This is a genomic window from Streptomyces sp. NBC_00057 (assembly GCF_045041165.1).
Lineage (GTDB): Bacteria > Actinomycetota > Actinomycetes > Streptomycetales > Streptomycetaceae > Streptomyces.
Window position 1 is genome coordinate 211,551 of the sequence record NZ_CP108256.1, and the last position, 15,917, is coordinate 227,467.

The 15,917-nt window shown below is 69.5% G+C and carries 13 protein-coding genes and 1 pseudogene; 8 read left to right on the top strand and 6 right to left on the bottom strand.

Features of this window, described 5'->3' with window-relative positions; translation table 11 throughout:
- Positions 1-116: 116 nt before the first annotated feature.
- Positions 117-305 carry a hypothetical protein gene (locus OG953_RS01000; RefSeq protein WP_405681932.1) on the top strand — a complete coding sequence of 63 codons (189 nt, stop codon included), beginning with the start codon at positions 117-119 and terminating at the stop codon, positions 303-305.
- Between the two features lie 401 nt (positions 306-706).
- Here the strand turns inward: OG953_RS01000 and OG953_RS01005 are convergent, their stop codons facing one another.
- The 4 genes and pseudogenes from OG953_RS01005 to OG953_RS01020 form a co-directional block, all read right to left on the bottom strand.
- Positions 707-1,294: a hypothetical protein gene (locus OG953_RS01005; protein WP_405681933.1), complete on the bottom strand. Its 588-nt coding sequence runs from the start codon at positions 1,292-1,294 to the stop codon at positions 707-709.
- Positions 1,287-2,663, bottom strand: a pseudogene (gene mobF / locus OG953_RS01010) (MobF family relaxase). Before mobF ends, OG953_RS01005 begins: the two are co-directional and overlap by 8 nt.
- A gap of 664 nt (positions 2,664-3,327) precedes the next feature.
- Complete coding sequence (locus OG953_RS01015) at positions 3,328-3,720, bottom strand: DUF4267 domain-containing protein (protein ID WP_398634580.1); 393 nt, start codon at positions 3,718-3,720, stop codon at positions 3,328-3,330.
- 324 nt (positions 3,721-4,044) lie between these two features.
- Positions 4,045-4,962 carry an NADP-dependent oxidoreductase gene (locus tag OG953_RS01020; protein ID WP_405681935.1) on the bottom strand — a complete coding sequence of 306 codons (918 nt, stop codon included), beginning with the start codon at positions 4,960-4,962 and terminating at the stop codon, positions 4,045-4,047.
- Positions 4,963-5,083: 121 nt separating this feature from the next.
- On the opposite strand from OG953_RS01020, the gene OG953_RS01025 reads away from it, so the two are divergent.
- The gene (locus OG953_RS01025) at positions 5,084-5,533 is read left to right on the top strand and encodes a winged helix-turn-helix transcriptional regulator (RefSeq protein ID WP_405681937.1); all 450 of its coding nucleotides are present in this window, start codon (positions 5,084-5,086) and stop codon (positions 5,531-5,533) included.
- A gap of 100 nt (positions 5,534-5,633) precedes the next feature.
- Here the strand turns inward: OG953_RS01025 and OG953_RS01030 are convergent, their stop codons facing one another.
- Positions 5,634-6,095, bottom strand: coding sequence for a group II intron maturase-specific domain-containing protein (locus OG953_RS01030; protein WP_405691550.1), 462 nt, complete (start codon positions 6,093-6,095; stop codon positions 5,634-5,636).
- Here OG953_RS01030 and OG953_RS01035 point away from each other — a divergent pair.
- From OG953_RS01035 to OG953_RS01060, 6 genes are all read left to right on the top strand, one after another.
- Positions 6,018-6,266, top strand: coding sequence for a hypothetical protein (locus OG953_RS01035; RefSeq protein WP_405692433.1), 249 nt, complete (start codon positions 6,018-6,020; stop codon positions 6,264-6,266). The two genes, OG953_RS01030 and OG953_RS01035, sit on opposite strands and share 78 nt — an antisense overlap.
- 155 nt (positions 6,267-6,421) lie before the next feature.
- On the top strand, positions 6,422-8,035 hold the full coding sequence (locus OG953_RS01040) for an IS1182 family transposase (RefSeq protein ID WP_405681939.1): 1,614 nt from the start codon (positions 6,422-6,424) through the stop codon (positions 8,033-8,035).
- A 158-nt stretch (positions 8,036-8,193) separates the two neighbouring features.
- Entirely contained in the window at positions 8,194-9,114 is a 921-nt protein-coding gene (locus OG953_RS01045) for a transposase (protein WP_405681941.1), read from the top strand.
- 494 nt (positions 9,115-9,608) lie between these two features.
- Positions 9,609-11,672, top strand: a complete 2,064-nt coding sequence (locus tag OG953_RS01050) for a discoidin domain-containing protein (RefSeq protein ID WP_405681943.1) — start codon at positions 9,609-9,611, stop codon at positions 11,670-11,672.
- A gap of 222 nt (positions 11,673-11,894) precedes the next feature.
- Positions 11,895-13,955: an alpha-galactosidase gene (locus OG953_RS01055; protein WP_405681945.1), complete on the top strand. Its 2,061-nt coding sequence runs from the start codon at positions 11,895-11,897 to the stop codon at positions 13,953-13,955.
- A complete protein-coding gene (locus OG953_RS01060; RefSeq protein ID WP_405681946.1) occupies positions 13,952-15,250 on the top strand; it encodes an MFS transporter in 1,299 nt (432 codons plus the stop codon). Before OG953_RS01055 ends, OG953_RS01060 begins: the two co-directional genes overlap by 4 nt.
- 6 nt (positions 15,251-15,256) lie before the next feature.
- On the opposite strand, the gene OG953_RS01065 is transcribed toward OG953_RS01060, so the two are convergent.
- Complete coding sequence (locus OG953_RS01065) at positions 15,257-15,880, bottom strand: TetR family transcriptional regulator (protein ID WP_405681948.1); 624 nt, start codon at positions 15,878-15,880, stop codon at positions 15,257-15,259.
- Positions 15,881-15,917 lie beyond the last annotated feature (37 nt).

The following is a 15,917-nucleotide window of genomic DNA, read 5'->3' on the forward strand; positions in this document are numbered from 1 at the left end:
ACTTGTGAACCTCGGTCGGCGGCTTGATCACCAAGCGCTGCCGAAACTCATCGACAAACGCTGTCCTACGAAGTGGACGAAGCCAGTTCGCCCTGGACGAGGTCGGGTGCATCCTGATGTCCGCGCTGCGGGACTGGGCGAGGGACTCCCCCGCCACGGCGGCGCTGGGCATCGCCCGCAGCATCATCCGGTTCACCGCGAACGTCATCCCGGACCCTGACGATGCGGACACCGCCGACACCTTGGAGACGATGCGGGACGAGCATCTGGTGATGGCGGCGGCCTTCCACGGTGCGCACCAGTAGCCGCGCGCCGGATAGCTGGAGGGTGGGAGTGGCGCGCATCCACCCGGTGCGCGCCATCGGGTGGCCTCCCCTCAGTGGCGTCCACTCGATCCGATGGCGCCCACTCGATGGCTTCCACCCGATGGACATCCACCCGGTGCACGATGTGCGCCGCGGATGGCCGTCGGGTGGGAGTGGCGCGCATCGGGTCGGCTCGGTGCGGTGTTCCGGGTGTGCCCGAGCGGCGCGTTCCCCCTTGACACGCGCCTGTGTCAAGGGGAAACGCAGCAGGGTGCACCGGGGTGGATGCCGAGCATCGTCACCGACGATGTCGCTCCGGGACGATGTCGTGCATCCATCCGGAGAGTGCACGACATCGTCGGTGGGCATCGGCCGCATCGAGTGCACCGCACCGGGTGCGCTCAGCGGCCGGCTTCCGGCCCACGGTGCGGATCGGACTGCTGAGGACGGTGCGCCCGCTGGTCGTCCTCGGGCGCCGGGTGCGGTGCGGGGGCGTTCTCTGGGTCGGCGTACTTCCTCGTCCTCGCGCGGGCTCCGTCGCCGGCCTTCGTGAAGGCGTCCGTCACGCGGCGCAGCTGCTCGGCGGTGAAGTCCAGGGCTTCCACGTCCGTACGCGATTCCCTCAAGGCCCGCAGCGCCGCCAAGTCGACCCCCGACCGCGGCCCGGCCTCCGGCTCCTGGTCGTCGTGCTCGACGTCGGCGTCCCGGTGCGCAAGCAGGAGCTCAGGCATCGCCGCCTGCTGATGCGCGGTGACGTCGTACTCCCGGCCCCGCACGACGGTGGTGCGCAGCTTCTCCCGCACCGCCGCGCCGGCGAGGACCGCACGGTCGTAGCTCAACGGGACGCGGGGTATCTCCCACTCCCCCGCTTCCTGGCCTGGTGGCCGGGGAGCGGCCAAGGAGAAGGAGCCCGGGTCGGCCGGTGCGTACGGGTTGGCCAGGGCCGGTGCGCCGGGGTCGGCCGGGGGCAGCCGGTCCGGGTCAGGCACGGGCGCCGGGCGGGCGCGAGTCGGACAGCGCCCACCGGGCGGTGTAGAGCCGGTAGTCCGACAGCAGGCCGCGTGTGGACTTCGGCTCGCTGATGTCCAAGCAGTACGTGGAGATGGCGGCGGCCACGATCTGCTCGTCCAGGCCGGGGTCGCGGCGGCGGCCGCGCAGGACCAGGGCGAGGTGGCGGCGGGCTTCGGCGAGCAGGTGCCGGCGGTGGAACCGGTCGCCGCCGTTCATCACGAACACCACGGCGGCGACCCGGGCCCGGATCCGCGCGGCTGCGGCGCGGGCGAGCTCGAGGAGCGAGTTGATGATGTCGACGGCCACCTTGGAGGTGTCGATCGCGCTCTGCTTCCAGTCGGCGCGCAGCTGCGCGAGGGAGCGGGCCTTCTGCTTGGGCGGCCGGGTCTTGTGGGCGGCCATCCGCATCAGTTCCACCCGGGCCCGCTCGGAGACTGCGGGCAGGTACTTCAGCTCGCCGTCGTCGTCGACGGCGGTGACGTACTCGTGCTCCAGGTCCGCCAGGCAGGCGGCGATCTGCTCTCCGCGGCTGGCGGTCCAGCGGATCAGCTCGTGAGGTACGCCCGCGATGTCCATGACCGGCCGGCGCCCGGCGGTGACGACGCGCGGCTCGGTCGCCAGCCCCAGCTCCTCACAGACCTCAGCGGCCACGATCTCGTTGTAGAGCGCGGACGCGGCGACCGTGTTCTCGAACAGGACCTCGGAATGGATCGACCCCCACTTCCCGTCCAGGCGCTGCCCCTTCACCGACAGCATCAGATGGTCATGGAGCAGCGGCATTCCCGAGCGTGCCTCGTAGTGGCGGAAGCGGGCGGCGACCAGACCGCCGGGCGGCCGGACCTTGTAGATGCCGTCCTTGCCGTACCGGATCACCGCCGCCTCGTCCTCGATCCACTCCAACACCCGCTCGATCGCGCGCTCGTGCGCGGCCTCGATCACCCGCCGGGTCTCGTCATCACCCAGCGCCCACAGCAGGTAGATCGTCGGCTGCGGCCGGGAGACGAGATCGAACCCGGTGACCGTCACCCGGCGCCCGAGAGCGCCAGCCCTCACCGCCGCCTTCGGGGACTTCCCCGCGGCCAGCTCTTCGGCCTCGATCCGGTCCGCCTACGAGTGCCGGCCCCGCTCGCCGAACAGGTTCCGCAGCTGCTGCTCGGTGACTTCCTCGCCCGCCGACAGACCGAGCGCGGCCAGGCCGCGGCCCATCCATCGCCCGGCCGGGACACCGGCCTCCTCCTGAGCCTTACGCAGGGGCGTGCGGGCCGGGCGATGGCCGTCGCCGACGACGACCTGGCGCAGGTAGTAGCGGTACATCTGACCGGCTCGAATGATCGCGATATCCATCATGGAGACCACGCCACACGGCTCTGACCTGCAAGGAAAGGCGGATCAGCCGTACGTCCCGCCAGGCGGGAGCAGCGGCCGAACTTTCTTCTCAGGTGCCCGTCAGGCGGGAAGCGGCTCCGGCCGGACAGCGAATGTCATCGCTCTCCGGCAGCCCTCACTTCACGACCCGTACGACACCAACAAGCACCACTGAGCATCACTGAGTGCCAAGGAACGAACACCACCAACGAGCACCGCCTACATCAGCCCCCGGCACCCCGGGGGCTTCGTCGTGCTGCCCCGGAGGAAACCACCATGCCCACCTTCGAGACCCTGGGTGAGGGAGGACGGCCCAGACCAGGGCCAGCATCACGGCCATCACCAAGTGGTACTGGGGGTGCCGTTAACGAACGGCGATCCAACCGACATGTAGCTGAGGGTCACGGATTTCGGAAATGCTTTACCGAGGGTGGGCAGGCCGCGACGGCGGGCGGAGCGGGTCGCGAAGCCGTCACGGGTGACCGCTCCTTGTACCCGCTCCTGGGCTCTGACCGGCGCGAAGGCCGAGGCGGAGACCGGGGGTGGCCGTGCAACAACGGCTCCAGAACAGCCCGTCGACCCTCGGTCGGGATTTCCCGTCCCACACGACGGCCACCCCGGACCAAGATCCACGTTCGTGCGGACCTCAGGCGGCTGCCGGCCGCTCGCGCAGCAGTAGTCCCGCGGTCACGGCGACCGTCGCCGCAGCCAGTCCGTGGACGCCGTACGCGGTTGCCGCCGGGCCGCCTTCGTTCAGCACGATCAGCATGTCGCCGGCCGGGACGACGGCCATTGCCGCCATCGCCAGCCCGAGCGCCTTGCGCTGCCCGGCCAGCAGCAGCGCGAGTATCACCAGTCCGAAGCCGATGTCTCGCATGCCCTTGACCGCCAGGAAGCCCTTCCCCTGGTCCTGTGGCCAGGTCGGCAGCCCGAACCCTTCGGCCGTCGCCTGCGGTGCGAGCAGGAAGCTGATCCCGGTGTAGAGGAGGAACAGGCCGCCGAGGACGGCGAGGACGGTGGCGAGGCGCTTCATGGTCATGGCGGATCTCCTGAGGGTGTCGTACGGCGGGGCAGAACGGAACGGGATCGGCGGCGGGCATCGCATCGCCTCGCGAGGCATCGCAACCGCATCACGGACAGCAGGGAGCGGGCTACTTCGTCTCTTGCCCTGGACGTCTCGGCGTTGTCCCGACCGACGTCGTGATGGCTGGGGCTGCTGTAGCTCGCCGGTTTCGGCGATGCCGCCGATGTCGTGGCCGGGCCGGCGGTCGGGTGCGCAGCAGGGTCCGGCCCCCGGCGTTGGAGGCTTCCGGCGGGCAGGTGCCGGTGAGCCCAGTCGGCGGCGCACTCGGCGCCGGGCTGGTCAGGGGCAGATGATGTAGCGGCCGCGGAGGCCGCCCTTGGCGGTGGCCCGGTGGGCGTCGGCGGCCTGGTCCAGGGAGACGACCGCGTAGACGCGGGCCGGCAGTTCGCCCGCGGCGGTGCGGGTGAGGAGGTCGGCGAGTCGGCCGCGGTCGGAGGCGGTGACCACGGAGATGACCGAGATTCCGCGCTCGGTGGGGGGTTCGAGGCCGGGCCGCAGGCCGACGTAGGCGCCGCCGTCGCGGACCAGCTTGAGGGCCTGGTCATTGAGTTGTGCGGGGTCGACGACTGCGTCCCATTCCGGCTCGGCGTGCGTGGTGAAGTCGGCGCCGAGGCCGCGGACGAACTCCTCGTCGCCGGCGCGGGCGAACCCGGTCACCTGCCAGCCGCGTTCCCGGGCGAGGACGGTGACGTTCGCCCCGACCGCCCCCGCGGCGCCGGTCACCAGCAGCCGGCCCGCCCCGGCAGGCGCGTCGCCGAGCAGGTCGATGACCTGCGCGGCGGCCAGCCCGTTGAGGGGCACCGTGGTCGCGGCCAGCAGGTCCAGCCCGTCGGGGACCCGGGCGACGTCGGCCGCTGCGACCACGATCTGCTCGGCGTAGGTGCCGTAGTCGCGGTCGAAGCCGACCACCAGGCCGGCCACCCGGGTGCCGACGGCCAGGTCGACGCCCGGCCCGGCCGCGTCCACGACGCCGGCGAACTCCCAGCCCAGGCCAGTGTGTTCGGGCTGCTGCACCAGCCCGATCGCGTGGAAGAAGCCCGCTGCGACGCCGAGGTCGGTGGGGTTGACCGTCGCCGCGGCAATGGCGACCCGGATCTGGCCGGGGCCGGGCTCGGCGACGGGCACCTCGATGATCTCGATCGAGTCGGGCCCGTTCGGGACGCGGACGACGGCGGTGCGGAAAGTAGCAGCACTCATGGCTTTGTTCCCTTGCGGTGGGGTGATCGCTTCCGAGCTCCATGCTGGTTTCGTTAACCTCCTCGCGGAAGCAGGCACTTGAAAGTGCGTAAGCCCCCCTCGGGTGGGGAAGGAGCGATCAATGTCGACACGGACAGCGGCTCAGCACCGGGCCGAGGAGAAGACGAGCTACAACGCGTTCATGGCGGGCTGCCCCAGCCGCCAGTTGCTCGAACGGATCTCCGACAAGTGGGTCGCGTTGATCCTCGCGGCGCTCGGCAGCGATGGCCCGCACCGTCCCGGGGTCGACCACGGAGACGGGCCCCGGCCGATGCGCTATTCCGAACTGTCCCGCCGGCTCGCGGGCGCCAGCCAGAAGATGCTCACCCAGACCCTGCGCTCCCTGGAAGTCGACGGCCTGGTCACCCGGACCGTCACGCCCACCGTGCCCGTCACCGTCACTTACGAGCTCACGGACCTCGGTCTGTCCCTGAACCGCGTCATGGCCGGCCTCAAGGACTGGGCCGAAACACACATGACCGAAGTACTCGCCCACCGCGAGGAACACCACCGCGCAGCAGCCGAACACTGAGTAGGGTCGGGGACTGGCGCGGTGGCTAATGCTCCGTTTCCAGTCCCCGCCGCTTCAAACCGTGCATGCAGTTCTCCCGCACACGGCTTTCCGACATCGTTCACCGACTGGCATGCACAGTCGCCCTGCGTACGTTTCCGGTGAGGCGGTAGACCCCGAGCCGCGTGATCCACTCGTAGGTATAACGAGTGACCCAGTTCCGACCCGCTCGGCCGTGTTTCCGGCTGGTGAGGATCGCCAGCCGTTCGTGGACATAGCCGTCGACCGCGTTGAACTTCCGCCCAGAATTCCCGTTGCGAAAGTACGCGGCCCAGCCCCGCAGGACCGGGTTGAGGTCGGCAACCACAGCGGACACCGGCCGCTCGGTCTTTGAACGGCCCGTGGCTGCGCGGATCTTCTCCCGCAGCACGCGGATCGCTCTGCCCGAAGGCCAGCGCTGCAAGTAGAACCTGCCCCGCCACCTCCACGACTCAACTTTCCGGTGGTGGAATCCGAGGAAATCAAAGCCCTGCCCACCTCGGGTGAGGCAAGCGATGCCGGACTTCTCCGGGTGCAATCGCATCCCGAGTTGTCCGAGCACCCACGCCGCCAATTCCCGGGCCTGTTCTGCCCGTTGTCTGGTCAGCGACAGGACAACGAAGTCGTCGCAGTACCTCACCAGCACTCCCAGCCGGTGGCCTTCGACCCGCCACGCCTCGTCGAGGACATGCAGCGCGATGTTCGCCAGCGATGAGAGATTCTGTCGGGGATCTTGAGGTTCCCAGGCGGAACGGCATGGTCGTCGGGCAGGCTCGGCTTGGTTCCGAAGGTCGACTGCCGTACATACGAGGTGAGCCGGTGTCCCTCCGTCCCCGCTCTGGCGAGCAAGTTCCGCCCTCGACTGCGCGGGTGGCGCGGGCAAGCAATCCGAAGGGCACGACGGCGATGTGGGTGAGAGACCGGCTGGACGGGCTGTGGCACGACGAGGACTTCGACGCCTGGTACCCGCGAGACGGGCGGCCTGGCCTGTCTCCGGCCCAGCTCGCCACGGTGAGCGTGCTGCAGTTTCTGCTGAACCTGTCGGACCGTCAGGCGGCCGAGGCAGTGCGCTGCCGGATCGACTTCAAATACGCCCTCGCGCTCGAGCTGGACGATCCCGGCTTCCACCACAGCGTGCTGTCCGACTTCCGGGACCGGCTGGCCCAGGACGACCGCGCCGATACCCTTCTCGACCTCGCGCTGGCACGGCTCAAGGAAGCGGGGCTGGTCAAGGCGCGGGGACGGCAGCGCACCGACTCCACCTACCTGCGGGCCGCGGTGCGTGAACTGACCCGGCTGGAGCTGGTGTTGGAGACGGTCCGCGCCGCTTTGGAGGAGTGCGCCCGCACCGCACCGGAGATCCTCGACGGCCTGGTGGACGAGGACTGGGCGCTGCGCTACGGACGGCAGGTCCGTCTGGTCAGCCAGCCCAGCCATCCGGCCGCCCGGCTCAAACAGGCCGGCGCCGACGCCGCCGAGCTGCTCGAACGCGTCCGCGGCCACCGCCCGGGCACTCCACCGCGCCCCGCACTGGAGGCGCTGCGGCAGATCATGGTCCAGCACTTCCTTGTCGATGCCCGGGGCCGGCTGCGTCCGCGGGCCGAGAAGGACGGTTTGCCGCCCACCGGTCGGCGCCTGGAGTCGCCCTACGACCTCGAGGCCCGCTACACGCGCCGCGGGCACCGGACCTGGGTCGGCTATCTCGCGCATACCACCGAGACCTGCGACGAAGGCAGTGCCAACGTCATCACGGACGTGGCCACCACCGTCCCCACCGGCGACAGTGTGGCCCTGCCCGGCATCCACACCCGGCTCAAGCGGCGCCGTCTGCTGCCCGCCGAGCACCTCGTCGACAGCGGCTACACCTCCGTCGTGCTCCATGACACCGCCGCCCGCGCCCACCGCGTCACCATGGTCGGCCCGGTCAAGACCGACAACTCCCGACAGCGCAAGACCGGCGACGGTTTCGCCCGGGAGAACTTCATCATCGACTTCGACCGCCGCGAGGTCACCTGCCCCAACGGCCAGGTCAGCGGCAACTGGAACGAGCTTCCGGCGATGGCCCCCTACACGGTGGTCCGGTTCGACAAGCGGCACTGCGGGCCCTGTCCTGAGCGGTCTTCGTGCACCTCCGGGGCGGCACGGACGGTGAACTTCCTGCCCCGACGCCTGCACGAGCTCCAGGCCCGCAACCGCGCTGATCAGCAGGACCCGCAGTGGCAGCGGCTCTATGCCTCACGCTCCGGCGTCGAGGGCACCATGAATGAGCTTGTCAACGGCCATCGGATGCGCCGCTGCCGCTACCACGGCGTTGCCAAGGCCCACGTCCAGCACGTCCTGACCGCGATCGCCGTCAACATCGAACGCCTCAGCACCCAGGAACCGGAAGACTCCACCTACCGCCCCCGTTCACCGACGGCGTTCCAGCAGTACCTCGACGACAACGAATTGCCCCGGCCCCGCTGGTGGCGCCAAGGACAGTGACCTTCGAAAACCAAGATCCCCGACAGAATCTCTCACTGTGCCAGGCGGCTTGGGCGCCCGCGACACCCGTGTGGGTCCGTGAGATCGAGGCTGTCCAGGTACTTCGGCAAGTCCTTGTGCAGACGTACTACCTCCATGCCGACAGCCGGGGACGGGAGGTGATCAAGAAGCGGGACGCCGACGACGAGGGCGTCCCGCCCGGCGAACTGCGTCTGGCCTCGCCGTATGACCCGGATGCCCGCTGGGCCGTGAAGGGCGAGGATCTGTTCTGGCTGGGCTACAAGGTCCACCTCACCGAGACCTGCCACGGCCCCGCCGAAGCCGAAGCCGAAGCCGAAGATCGTGCGAGTTCCGGTCCGCTGCCGAATCTGATCACGGACGTGGCCACCACCGAAGCGACCGTGCCGGACGTGAAGGCCACCGCCCCGATCCAGCAGCGCCTGACCGAGCACGGCCTCAAGCCCGCCGAGCACTACCTCGACGCCGGATACCCTTCCGCTGATCTGATCACCGCCGCCCGCAAGCAGGGCATCACCATGGTCACCCCGGTCCTGCTCGACCACTCACCCCAGGCCCGCGCCGCCGAGGGCTTCGACAAGAGCGCCTTCGCCATCGACTGGAAGGCCCGGCAAGTGCGCTGCCCCGCCGGAGCCACCAGTGCTACCTGGACCCCCGTCCGCCAGCACGGCCAGGACGCGATCGTCGTCAAGTTCCACGTGCGCACCTGCCGCCCCTGCCCTGCCCGGGACCAGTGCACCACCGCCCAGCCGAACCGCCGCTCGCTCACCCTGCGACCACAAGAGCTCCACGACACGCTCGCCCACGCCCGCAGACAGCAGCAGACCGACGACTGGAAAAACAAGTACGCCCTCCGGGCAGGTATCGAAGGCACCATCAACCAGGCCCTCGACATCACCGGGATATGCCGGGCCCGCTACCGCGGCCTGCCGAAAGTCCGCCTCCAACACGCCTTCTCCGCCACCGCGATCAACATGATCCGCCTCAACGCCTACTGGACCGACCACCCACTCAGCCGCACCCGCAACCTCGAACGCCTCAACTACCGACTCACCGCATGAACATCAGGAATTGCGCAGCAGAGTCACTGCTCCGCCGATCAACTGATGGCCGTGTGCCTCCGGCACAGTCGTCGTGTGCGACGCGGTGAGCATGTTGCGCGCAGAAGAAATGCAACGCCGTGATCGCTCCCGAGCGAGCCGGTTGCGCGTAGTTGTACACCGGCCGTCCCGCGCCGTGATGCCGCAGGTCAAGAGCACAGGCTGCACTACACCCGGCTCGTGTAGGGCGAAGACCTCGGACGATGGGTGACGGCGCAGCGGCTGCCCGCGCCGCAGTCACGCCCGTCCCCGCAGGTGCCTGCGTACGCGCCCGTCATGTCCGAGGCACCCGTACGCTCCGTGATCTCGACAGCAGGCGTGCGAGCACCCCGTTTCCGGTGGGGTGCTCTTCCTCATTTCCCGACGATGGCCCCGTCAGGGGCTTGGCGTTGCGGGCTCGTATCCCTAAGTTATGAGCAGAACATGAGTCCCGCTCACATTTAAGGATCTATGCGATGACCATGGTTCAACCTCCGTACCGCAGACTCAGATCCCTCACGGTGGTGTCACTGCTCCTCGCCGTGATGACCCTGGCACTCGGCCCGATGCCCAGCTCCGCGGCGGAGCCCAACTGGTGGGATCCGACCGCCCGGCCCGCACCCGACGCGCAGATCGGCGTCACGGGCGAGCCCTTCAAGGGCACCGACGCCCAGGGGCGTGTAAGGGGCTTCGTCGACGCCCACGACCACATCATGTCCAACGAGGGCTTCGGCGGCCGGCTGATCTGCGGCAAGCCGTTCTCGGAGCAGGGCGTCGCCGACGCGCTCAAGGACTGCCCCGAGCACTACCCCGACGGCACGGGCGCCGTCTTCGACTTCATCACCAAGGGCGACGGGAAGCACGACCCCAACGGGTGGCCCACGTTCAAGGACTGGCCCGCCCACGACTCGCTGACCCACCAACAGAACTACTACGCCTGGATCGAGCGGGCCTGGCGCGGCGGCCAGCGGGTGCTGGTCAACGACCTGGTCACCAACGGCGTGATCTGCTCGGTCTACTTCTTCAAGGACCGCAGCTGCGACGAGATGACCGCCATCCGTCTTGAGGCGCAGAAGACGTACGACATGCAGGCCTTCATCGACAAGATGTACGGCGGCCCGGGCAAGGGCTGGTTCCGGATCGTCACCGACAGCGCGCAGGCCCGCGAGGTCATCGAGCAGGGCAAGCTGGCCGTCGTCCTGGGGGTCGAGACCTCCGAGCCGTTCGGCTGCAAGCAGATCCTGGACGTCGCGCAGTGCAGCAAGGAGGACATCGACCGCGGCCTGGACGAGCTGCACCAACTGGGCGTGCGCAGCATGTTCCTGTGTCACAAGTTCGACAACGCCCTGTGCGGGGTGCGCTACGACTCCGGCGCCCTCGGTACGGCCATCAACGTGGGCCAGTTCCTGTCGACCGGCACCTTCTGGAAGACGGAGACCTGCCGCGGCCCGCAGCACGACAACCCCATCGGCAACGCGAAGGCACCCGGGGCGGAGAAGCAGCTGCCGGCGGGGGTGGCCGTCCCCTCGTACGCCTCGGACGCGCAGTGCAACACCCGCGGGCTGACCGGCCTGGGTGCGTACGCGGTGCGCGGCATGATGGAACGTCATATGATGCTGGAGCTCGACCACATGAGTGTCAAGGCCGCGGATCAGGCCTTCGACATCCTGGAGTCCGAGTCGTACCCGGGCGCCATCTCCTCGCACAGCTGGATGGACCTGGGCTGGACCGAGCGGCTCTACAAGCTCGGCGGGTTCGCCGCCCAGTACATGAGCGGCTCCGAGGCGTTCAGCGCGGAGGCCGAGCGCACGGACGCGCTGCGCGAGAAGTACAAGGTCGGCTACGGCTACGGCACCGACATGAACGGTGTCGGCGGCTGGCCCGCCCCGCGGGGCGGGGACACCCCGAACCCGGTCAAGTACCCCTTCCGCAGCACGGACGGCGGCTCGGTGATCGACAAACAGACCACCGGCGAACGCACATGGGACTTCAACACCGATGGCGCCGCGCACTACGGCATGGTCCCGGACTGGATCGAGGACATCCGGATCGTCGGCGGCCAGGGGGTCGTGGACGACCTCTTCTCGGGCGCCGAGTCCTACCTCCGCACCTGGGGCAACACCGAGCAGCACACGTCCGGGGCGAACCTGGCCTCGGGCGCCACCGCCTCGGCGTCCTCGTCGGAATGGTGGAACCCGTTCGTCAGCTTCGCGCCCGGCAAGGCCGTGGACGGCGACAACGGCACCCGCTGGGCCAGCGAGTGGAACAACGACCAGTGGCTGCGGATCGACCTCGGATCCTCGAAGCCGGTCGAGCGCGTCACCCTCGACTGGGAGGCGGCGTACGGGAAGTCGTACCGCGTCGAGCTGTCGGAGGACGGCACGACCTGGAAGACGATCTGGTCCACGACCGCCGGTGACGGTGGCCTGGACACGGCGCGTTTCGCCGGAACTCCGGCGCGCTACATACGGATCAAGGGGCTGGAGCGCGGCACCCAGTGGGGCTACTCACTTCGCGAGGTCGGCGTCTACGCCGACTGACGCACCCGTGAGGCGGTGTCCAGGGCCGGGGCCGGCCGAATCAGCTCTCCTGATCCGGCCGGCCCCGGCTGACTTTCCGGCGCGTTCGCCGACCGAGCCGCGCAGAGCGCAAGGAACCACACGCCGCGAAATTCGATAGCCCCCGTCAGGGGCTTGGCGTTGCGGGCTCGCATGCCTAACGTATGAGCAGAACATGAGCCCTACTCACGTTTGAGGATTTTCGTGATCACTCACCACTCCGAAGCCCGCCTCTGGCTCCTGAGCACCCCTGGCACCTCGTACGCCTTCCGGCTGGACGCCGACGACGTCCCCCGGCACGTGCACTGGGGCCGGCCGCTGACCCCGGAGCAGGCCGTCGTAATCGCGGCCGACCTGCCCGACGAGGACCCCGGCGGCGACGACCCTGGGGGTGAGGAGTACGTGGTCGAGGGCGGCCTGCGGTTCGGGGCGCCGTCGCTGACCGTCCGGTTCGACGACGGTGTCCGTGGCTTCGAGTGGCGGTTCCTCTCGCACACGGTCGAGGACGACCTGCTCACGCTCTCCTTCACCGACCGTGTCCGCTCCCTCGGTCTCGACCTGCACTACCGGCTCCGGGACGGCCATGACCAGATCGAGCGCTGGGCCGCCCTCACCGCTGACGAGCCGGTTGACGTCCTGCGGTTCGACTCCGCCGCCTGGACGCTGCCCGCCCGCGACGACTACCGGGTCAGTCATGTGGTGGGGGAATGGGGCCGGGAATTCCAACTCCGGCGCGACCGGGTGCCCGTCGGGGAGACCGTGTTCACCAGCCGCCTCGGCATCACGGGACAGCACGCCGGGCCGTGGCTGATGCTCGACGCGCAGGACGCCGCCGAGGAGCACGGCGAGGTCTGGAGCGCGGCCCTGGCCTGGAGCGGCAGTCGCCGGATCACCCTGCGCCGCGACACCTACGGCCGCGCCTCCTGGACGGGCGGGTTCGGCCACGAGGGCCTGGTCTGGAAGCTGACCGCCGGCGAGCGTCTGGAGACCCCGGTCTTCACCGGGCTGTATGCCCCCGACGGCTTCGGCGGCACCAGCCGCCGCTGGCACGCCTACGTCGAAGGCGAGGTGCTGCCCGCCCGTCCCGCCGAACGCCCTTTGATCTTCAACTCGTGGGAGGCGACCGAGTTCGACATCAGCGAGAAGCAGCAGACCGAGCTGGCCGGCCTGGCCGCGGGTCTCGGCGTCGAGGTCTTCGTCGTGGACGACGCCTGGTTCGGAGCCCGCACCAGCGACATGGCCGGGCTCGGCGACTGGTGGCCCAACCCCGACCGCTTCCCGTACGGTCTGGGCCCGCTTGCCGACCACGTCCGCACGCTGGGCATGGGCTTCGGCCTGTGGGTCGAGCCCGAGGCGGTCAACCCCGACAGCGACCTCTACCGTGCGCACCCCGACTGGATCCTCTGCCAGGACGGCCGTACCCGCACCCGGCGCCGCCACCAGCATGTGCTGAACTTCGCCCGCCGCGACGTCCGGGAATGGGCGGTCGACTGGCTGGTCAGGACCGTCACCGAGCTGGACGTGGTCTTCCTCAAATGGGACATGAACCGGCCCTTCAGCGAGGCAGGGCAGCCTGGAGCCGCCGACCCCGACCGGGTCTGGATCGAGCACACGCGCGGCGTCTACGAGGTGATGGACCGGCTGCGTACCGCCCGTCCCGGCCTGTACCTGGAATCGTGCGCGGGCGGCGGCGGCCGGGCCGACCTGGGCGTGCTGGCCCGCGCCGACCAGGTCTGGACGTCGGACAACACCGACGCCGCCGACCGGGTCGCGATCCAGCACGGCCACGGCCAGCTGCTGCCCGCCCGGACCATGGGCGCCTGGGTCACCGACAGCCCGCACAGCTTCAGCGCCCGCCCGACCTCGGTCCGGTACCGCTTCCATGTCTCGATGGCCGGGGCGCTGGGCATCGGCGGCGACCTGCGGAACTGGAGCGAGGAGGATCTGGCCTGGGCCCGCATGCTGGTCGAGCAGTACAAGCGGATCCGGCCCGTGGTGCACGGCGGCGTCCAGTACCGCCTGGAGCACGACGCCGTGCAGTACCTCACCGAGGACGAGGTCGTCGTCTTCCAGTTCCAGCCGTCCGCGCTGACCCGCTCGGTCGCCCGCACCCGACTGAAGGGCCTCGACCTCGACGCCCGCTACCGGGATGAGACCACCGGCGCCGTCCACGAGGGCGCCGTCCTGCTCAGCCACGGTCTCCCGCCGCTGCTGTCCTTCGACTGGACGAGCGAGCTCGTCCACCTCAAGAGAGTGTCCCGATGAGCCTTGCCCCCGAGCTGCCCGATCACCCCGAGCGCAGCCGGCTGTCCGAGCGTCCCGAGGCCCTCGCCGAGCCCGTCCGCCGGGTCGGCCCCGGCTGGGTCGCCCTGTACGTCCTGGCCAACGTCGGGGTGTTCATCCCGATGCAGGTACCGACCACGTTCCTGATGCCCGAGCAGATCGCCCAGATCGACCCGGCGGGGAAGGTCGGCAGCTACGCCTGGGTCAGCATGATGGGCGCGATCTCGGGCATCGTCATCGCACCGCTGGCCGGCGCGCTCAGCGACCGCACCACCAGCCGGTTCGGCCGCCGCCGGCCGTGGCTGCTCGTGGGCTCGCTCGTCTGCATGGCGACGCTGGTCTTCACCGGCCTCCAGACGACGGTCGCCGGGGTCGCGCTCGGCTCCCTCGTGCTGTCCGCCTCGTTCATGATCATCGGCGCCGGACTCTCCCCGGTGGTGCCCGACCAGGTCCCGGTCGCCCAGCGCGGCGCCGTGCTGGGCTGGGCCATGGTCCCGCAGGCGGGCGCCCTGATCGCGGGCGGGCTGCTGATCGGTCTGGTCACGGGCTTCGCCTCGCAGTACCTGCTGATGGCCGCACTGCCGCTCCTGATCCTGCTGTTCGCGACCACCATGAAGGATCCGCCGCTGCCCCGCCGACACCGCGAGCCGTTCTCGCTGCGCACCTTCCTGGACGGCTACCGGATCAGCCCGCGCGCGCACCCCGACTTCGTCTGGGCGATGAGCTCCCGCTTCATCATGGGTCTCGGCTACGGCATGGGCACGCTCTACCTGCCGTACTTCCTGGACGACGTACTGCACTACGAGAAGTTGTTCCCCGGCCAGTCCACCGAGGACGGTCTGCTCATCGTGATCGGCATCAATTGCCTGGCCACGATCTCTACGGTCGTCCTCAGCGGCTGGCTCTCCGACAAGCTGGGCAAGCGGCGCATGCTGGTCTTCCTCGGCGGCGTCACGATGGCCGTCGCCGCGGTCCCGCTCGCGCTGTCGCCCACGTGGACCATGACGCTGGTCGCGGCCGTCATCCTGGGCCTGGGCTACGGCGTGTATCTGGCCGTCGACACCGCCCTGGTCACCGAGGTGCTCCCCGCCTCGGCGGACCGCGGCAAGGACATGGCCCTGGCCAACCTGATGACCTCCCTGCCCTACGTCCTCGTCCCCCCGATCGCCTCGGTCGTGCTCGGCGGCCCGGGAGGCTACAGCTCGCTGTTCCTCTGCTCGGCGGCCATGTCCGCGCTGGGCGCGGTATTGGTCTGGAAGGTCAAGGCCGTCCGCTAGGGCCGGTCACCGGCGTCGATCGTTCAGATAGCTGTTGAGGACTCGTTTGCACTCAGCGATCAGCTGGGCGTCGCCCAGCGGATCGATACGGAAGGCGAGTTGCAGCACGCTGTCGGCGCACTCCAGGGCCACCCGCACCGCGATCTCGAATTCGGCGTCGTCCTGGACCCCTATCAGGGAGGCGGTCAGTGAGCGCAGCCTTCCGGCGACCGCGGTGTTGTTGTCCAGGGTCGGCTCCAGGATGTGGTCCTGTCCCACCGCGCCGAAGTCGACCACGCCGAAACCGGTGATCGTCCGGCGCATGGTGACGAACTCGTCGACGGTCACATCCACGATGCCCGAGATGCCCTCGGGCTCCTCTTGCTCCAGCCGGTCCGCGACCCGCCCCAGGAAGGACTCCAGATTGCGGGCGGCGAGCGCACCGATCAGCCCCTCCCTGTCGGAGAAGAACTGGTAAAGGGTGCCGATGGGCACCTCGGCCCTGCGGGCCACCTCCTTGGTGGTCAGCCCTGCATAGCCGACCTCGTCCAGGAGTTCGGCGCAAGCGTCCAGCAGCCGTTCGAAGCGTTCGGCGCTGCGCTTCTGGACCGGCAGCCGGCGCAGCGTCCCTGCGATGCGATCTTGATTCACGCTTCCATCATCCCATCGAGCGGGTTAACGTGAGCCC

Excerpts from the sequence above, each read along its gene's own strand:
- OG953_RS01025 (WP_405681937.1), top strand. The coding sequence starts at position 5,084 with ATGTCGACACGGACAGCGGCTCAGCACCGGGCCGAGGAGAAGACGAGC.
- OG953_RS01020 (WP_405681935.1), bottom strand. The coding sequence starts at position 4,962 with ATGAGTGCTGCTACTTTCCGCACCGCCGTCGTCCGCGTCCCGAACGGG.
- OG953_RS01030 (WP_405691550.1), bottom strand. The coding sequence starts at position 6,095 with ATGCGATTGCACCCGGAGAAGTCCGGCATCGCTTGCCTCACCCGAGGT.
- OG953_RS01000 (WP_405681932.1), top strand. The coding sequence starts at position 117 with ATGTCCGCGCTGCGGGACTGGGCGAGGGACTCCCCCGCCACGGCGGCG.
- OG953_RS01015 (WP_398634580.1), bottom strand. The coding sequence starts at position 3,720 with ATGACCATGAAGCGCCTCGCCACCGTCCTCGCCGTCCTCGGCGGCCTG.
- OG953_RS01060 (WP_405681946.1), top strand. The coding sequence starts at position 13,952 with ATGAGCCTTGCCCCCGAGCTGCCCGATCACCCCGAGCGCAGCCGGCTG.
- OG953_RS01050 (WP_405681943.1), top strand. The coding sequence starts at position 9,609 with ATGACCATGGTTCAACCTCCGTACCGCAGACTCAGATCCCTCACGGTG.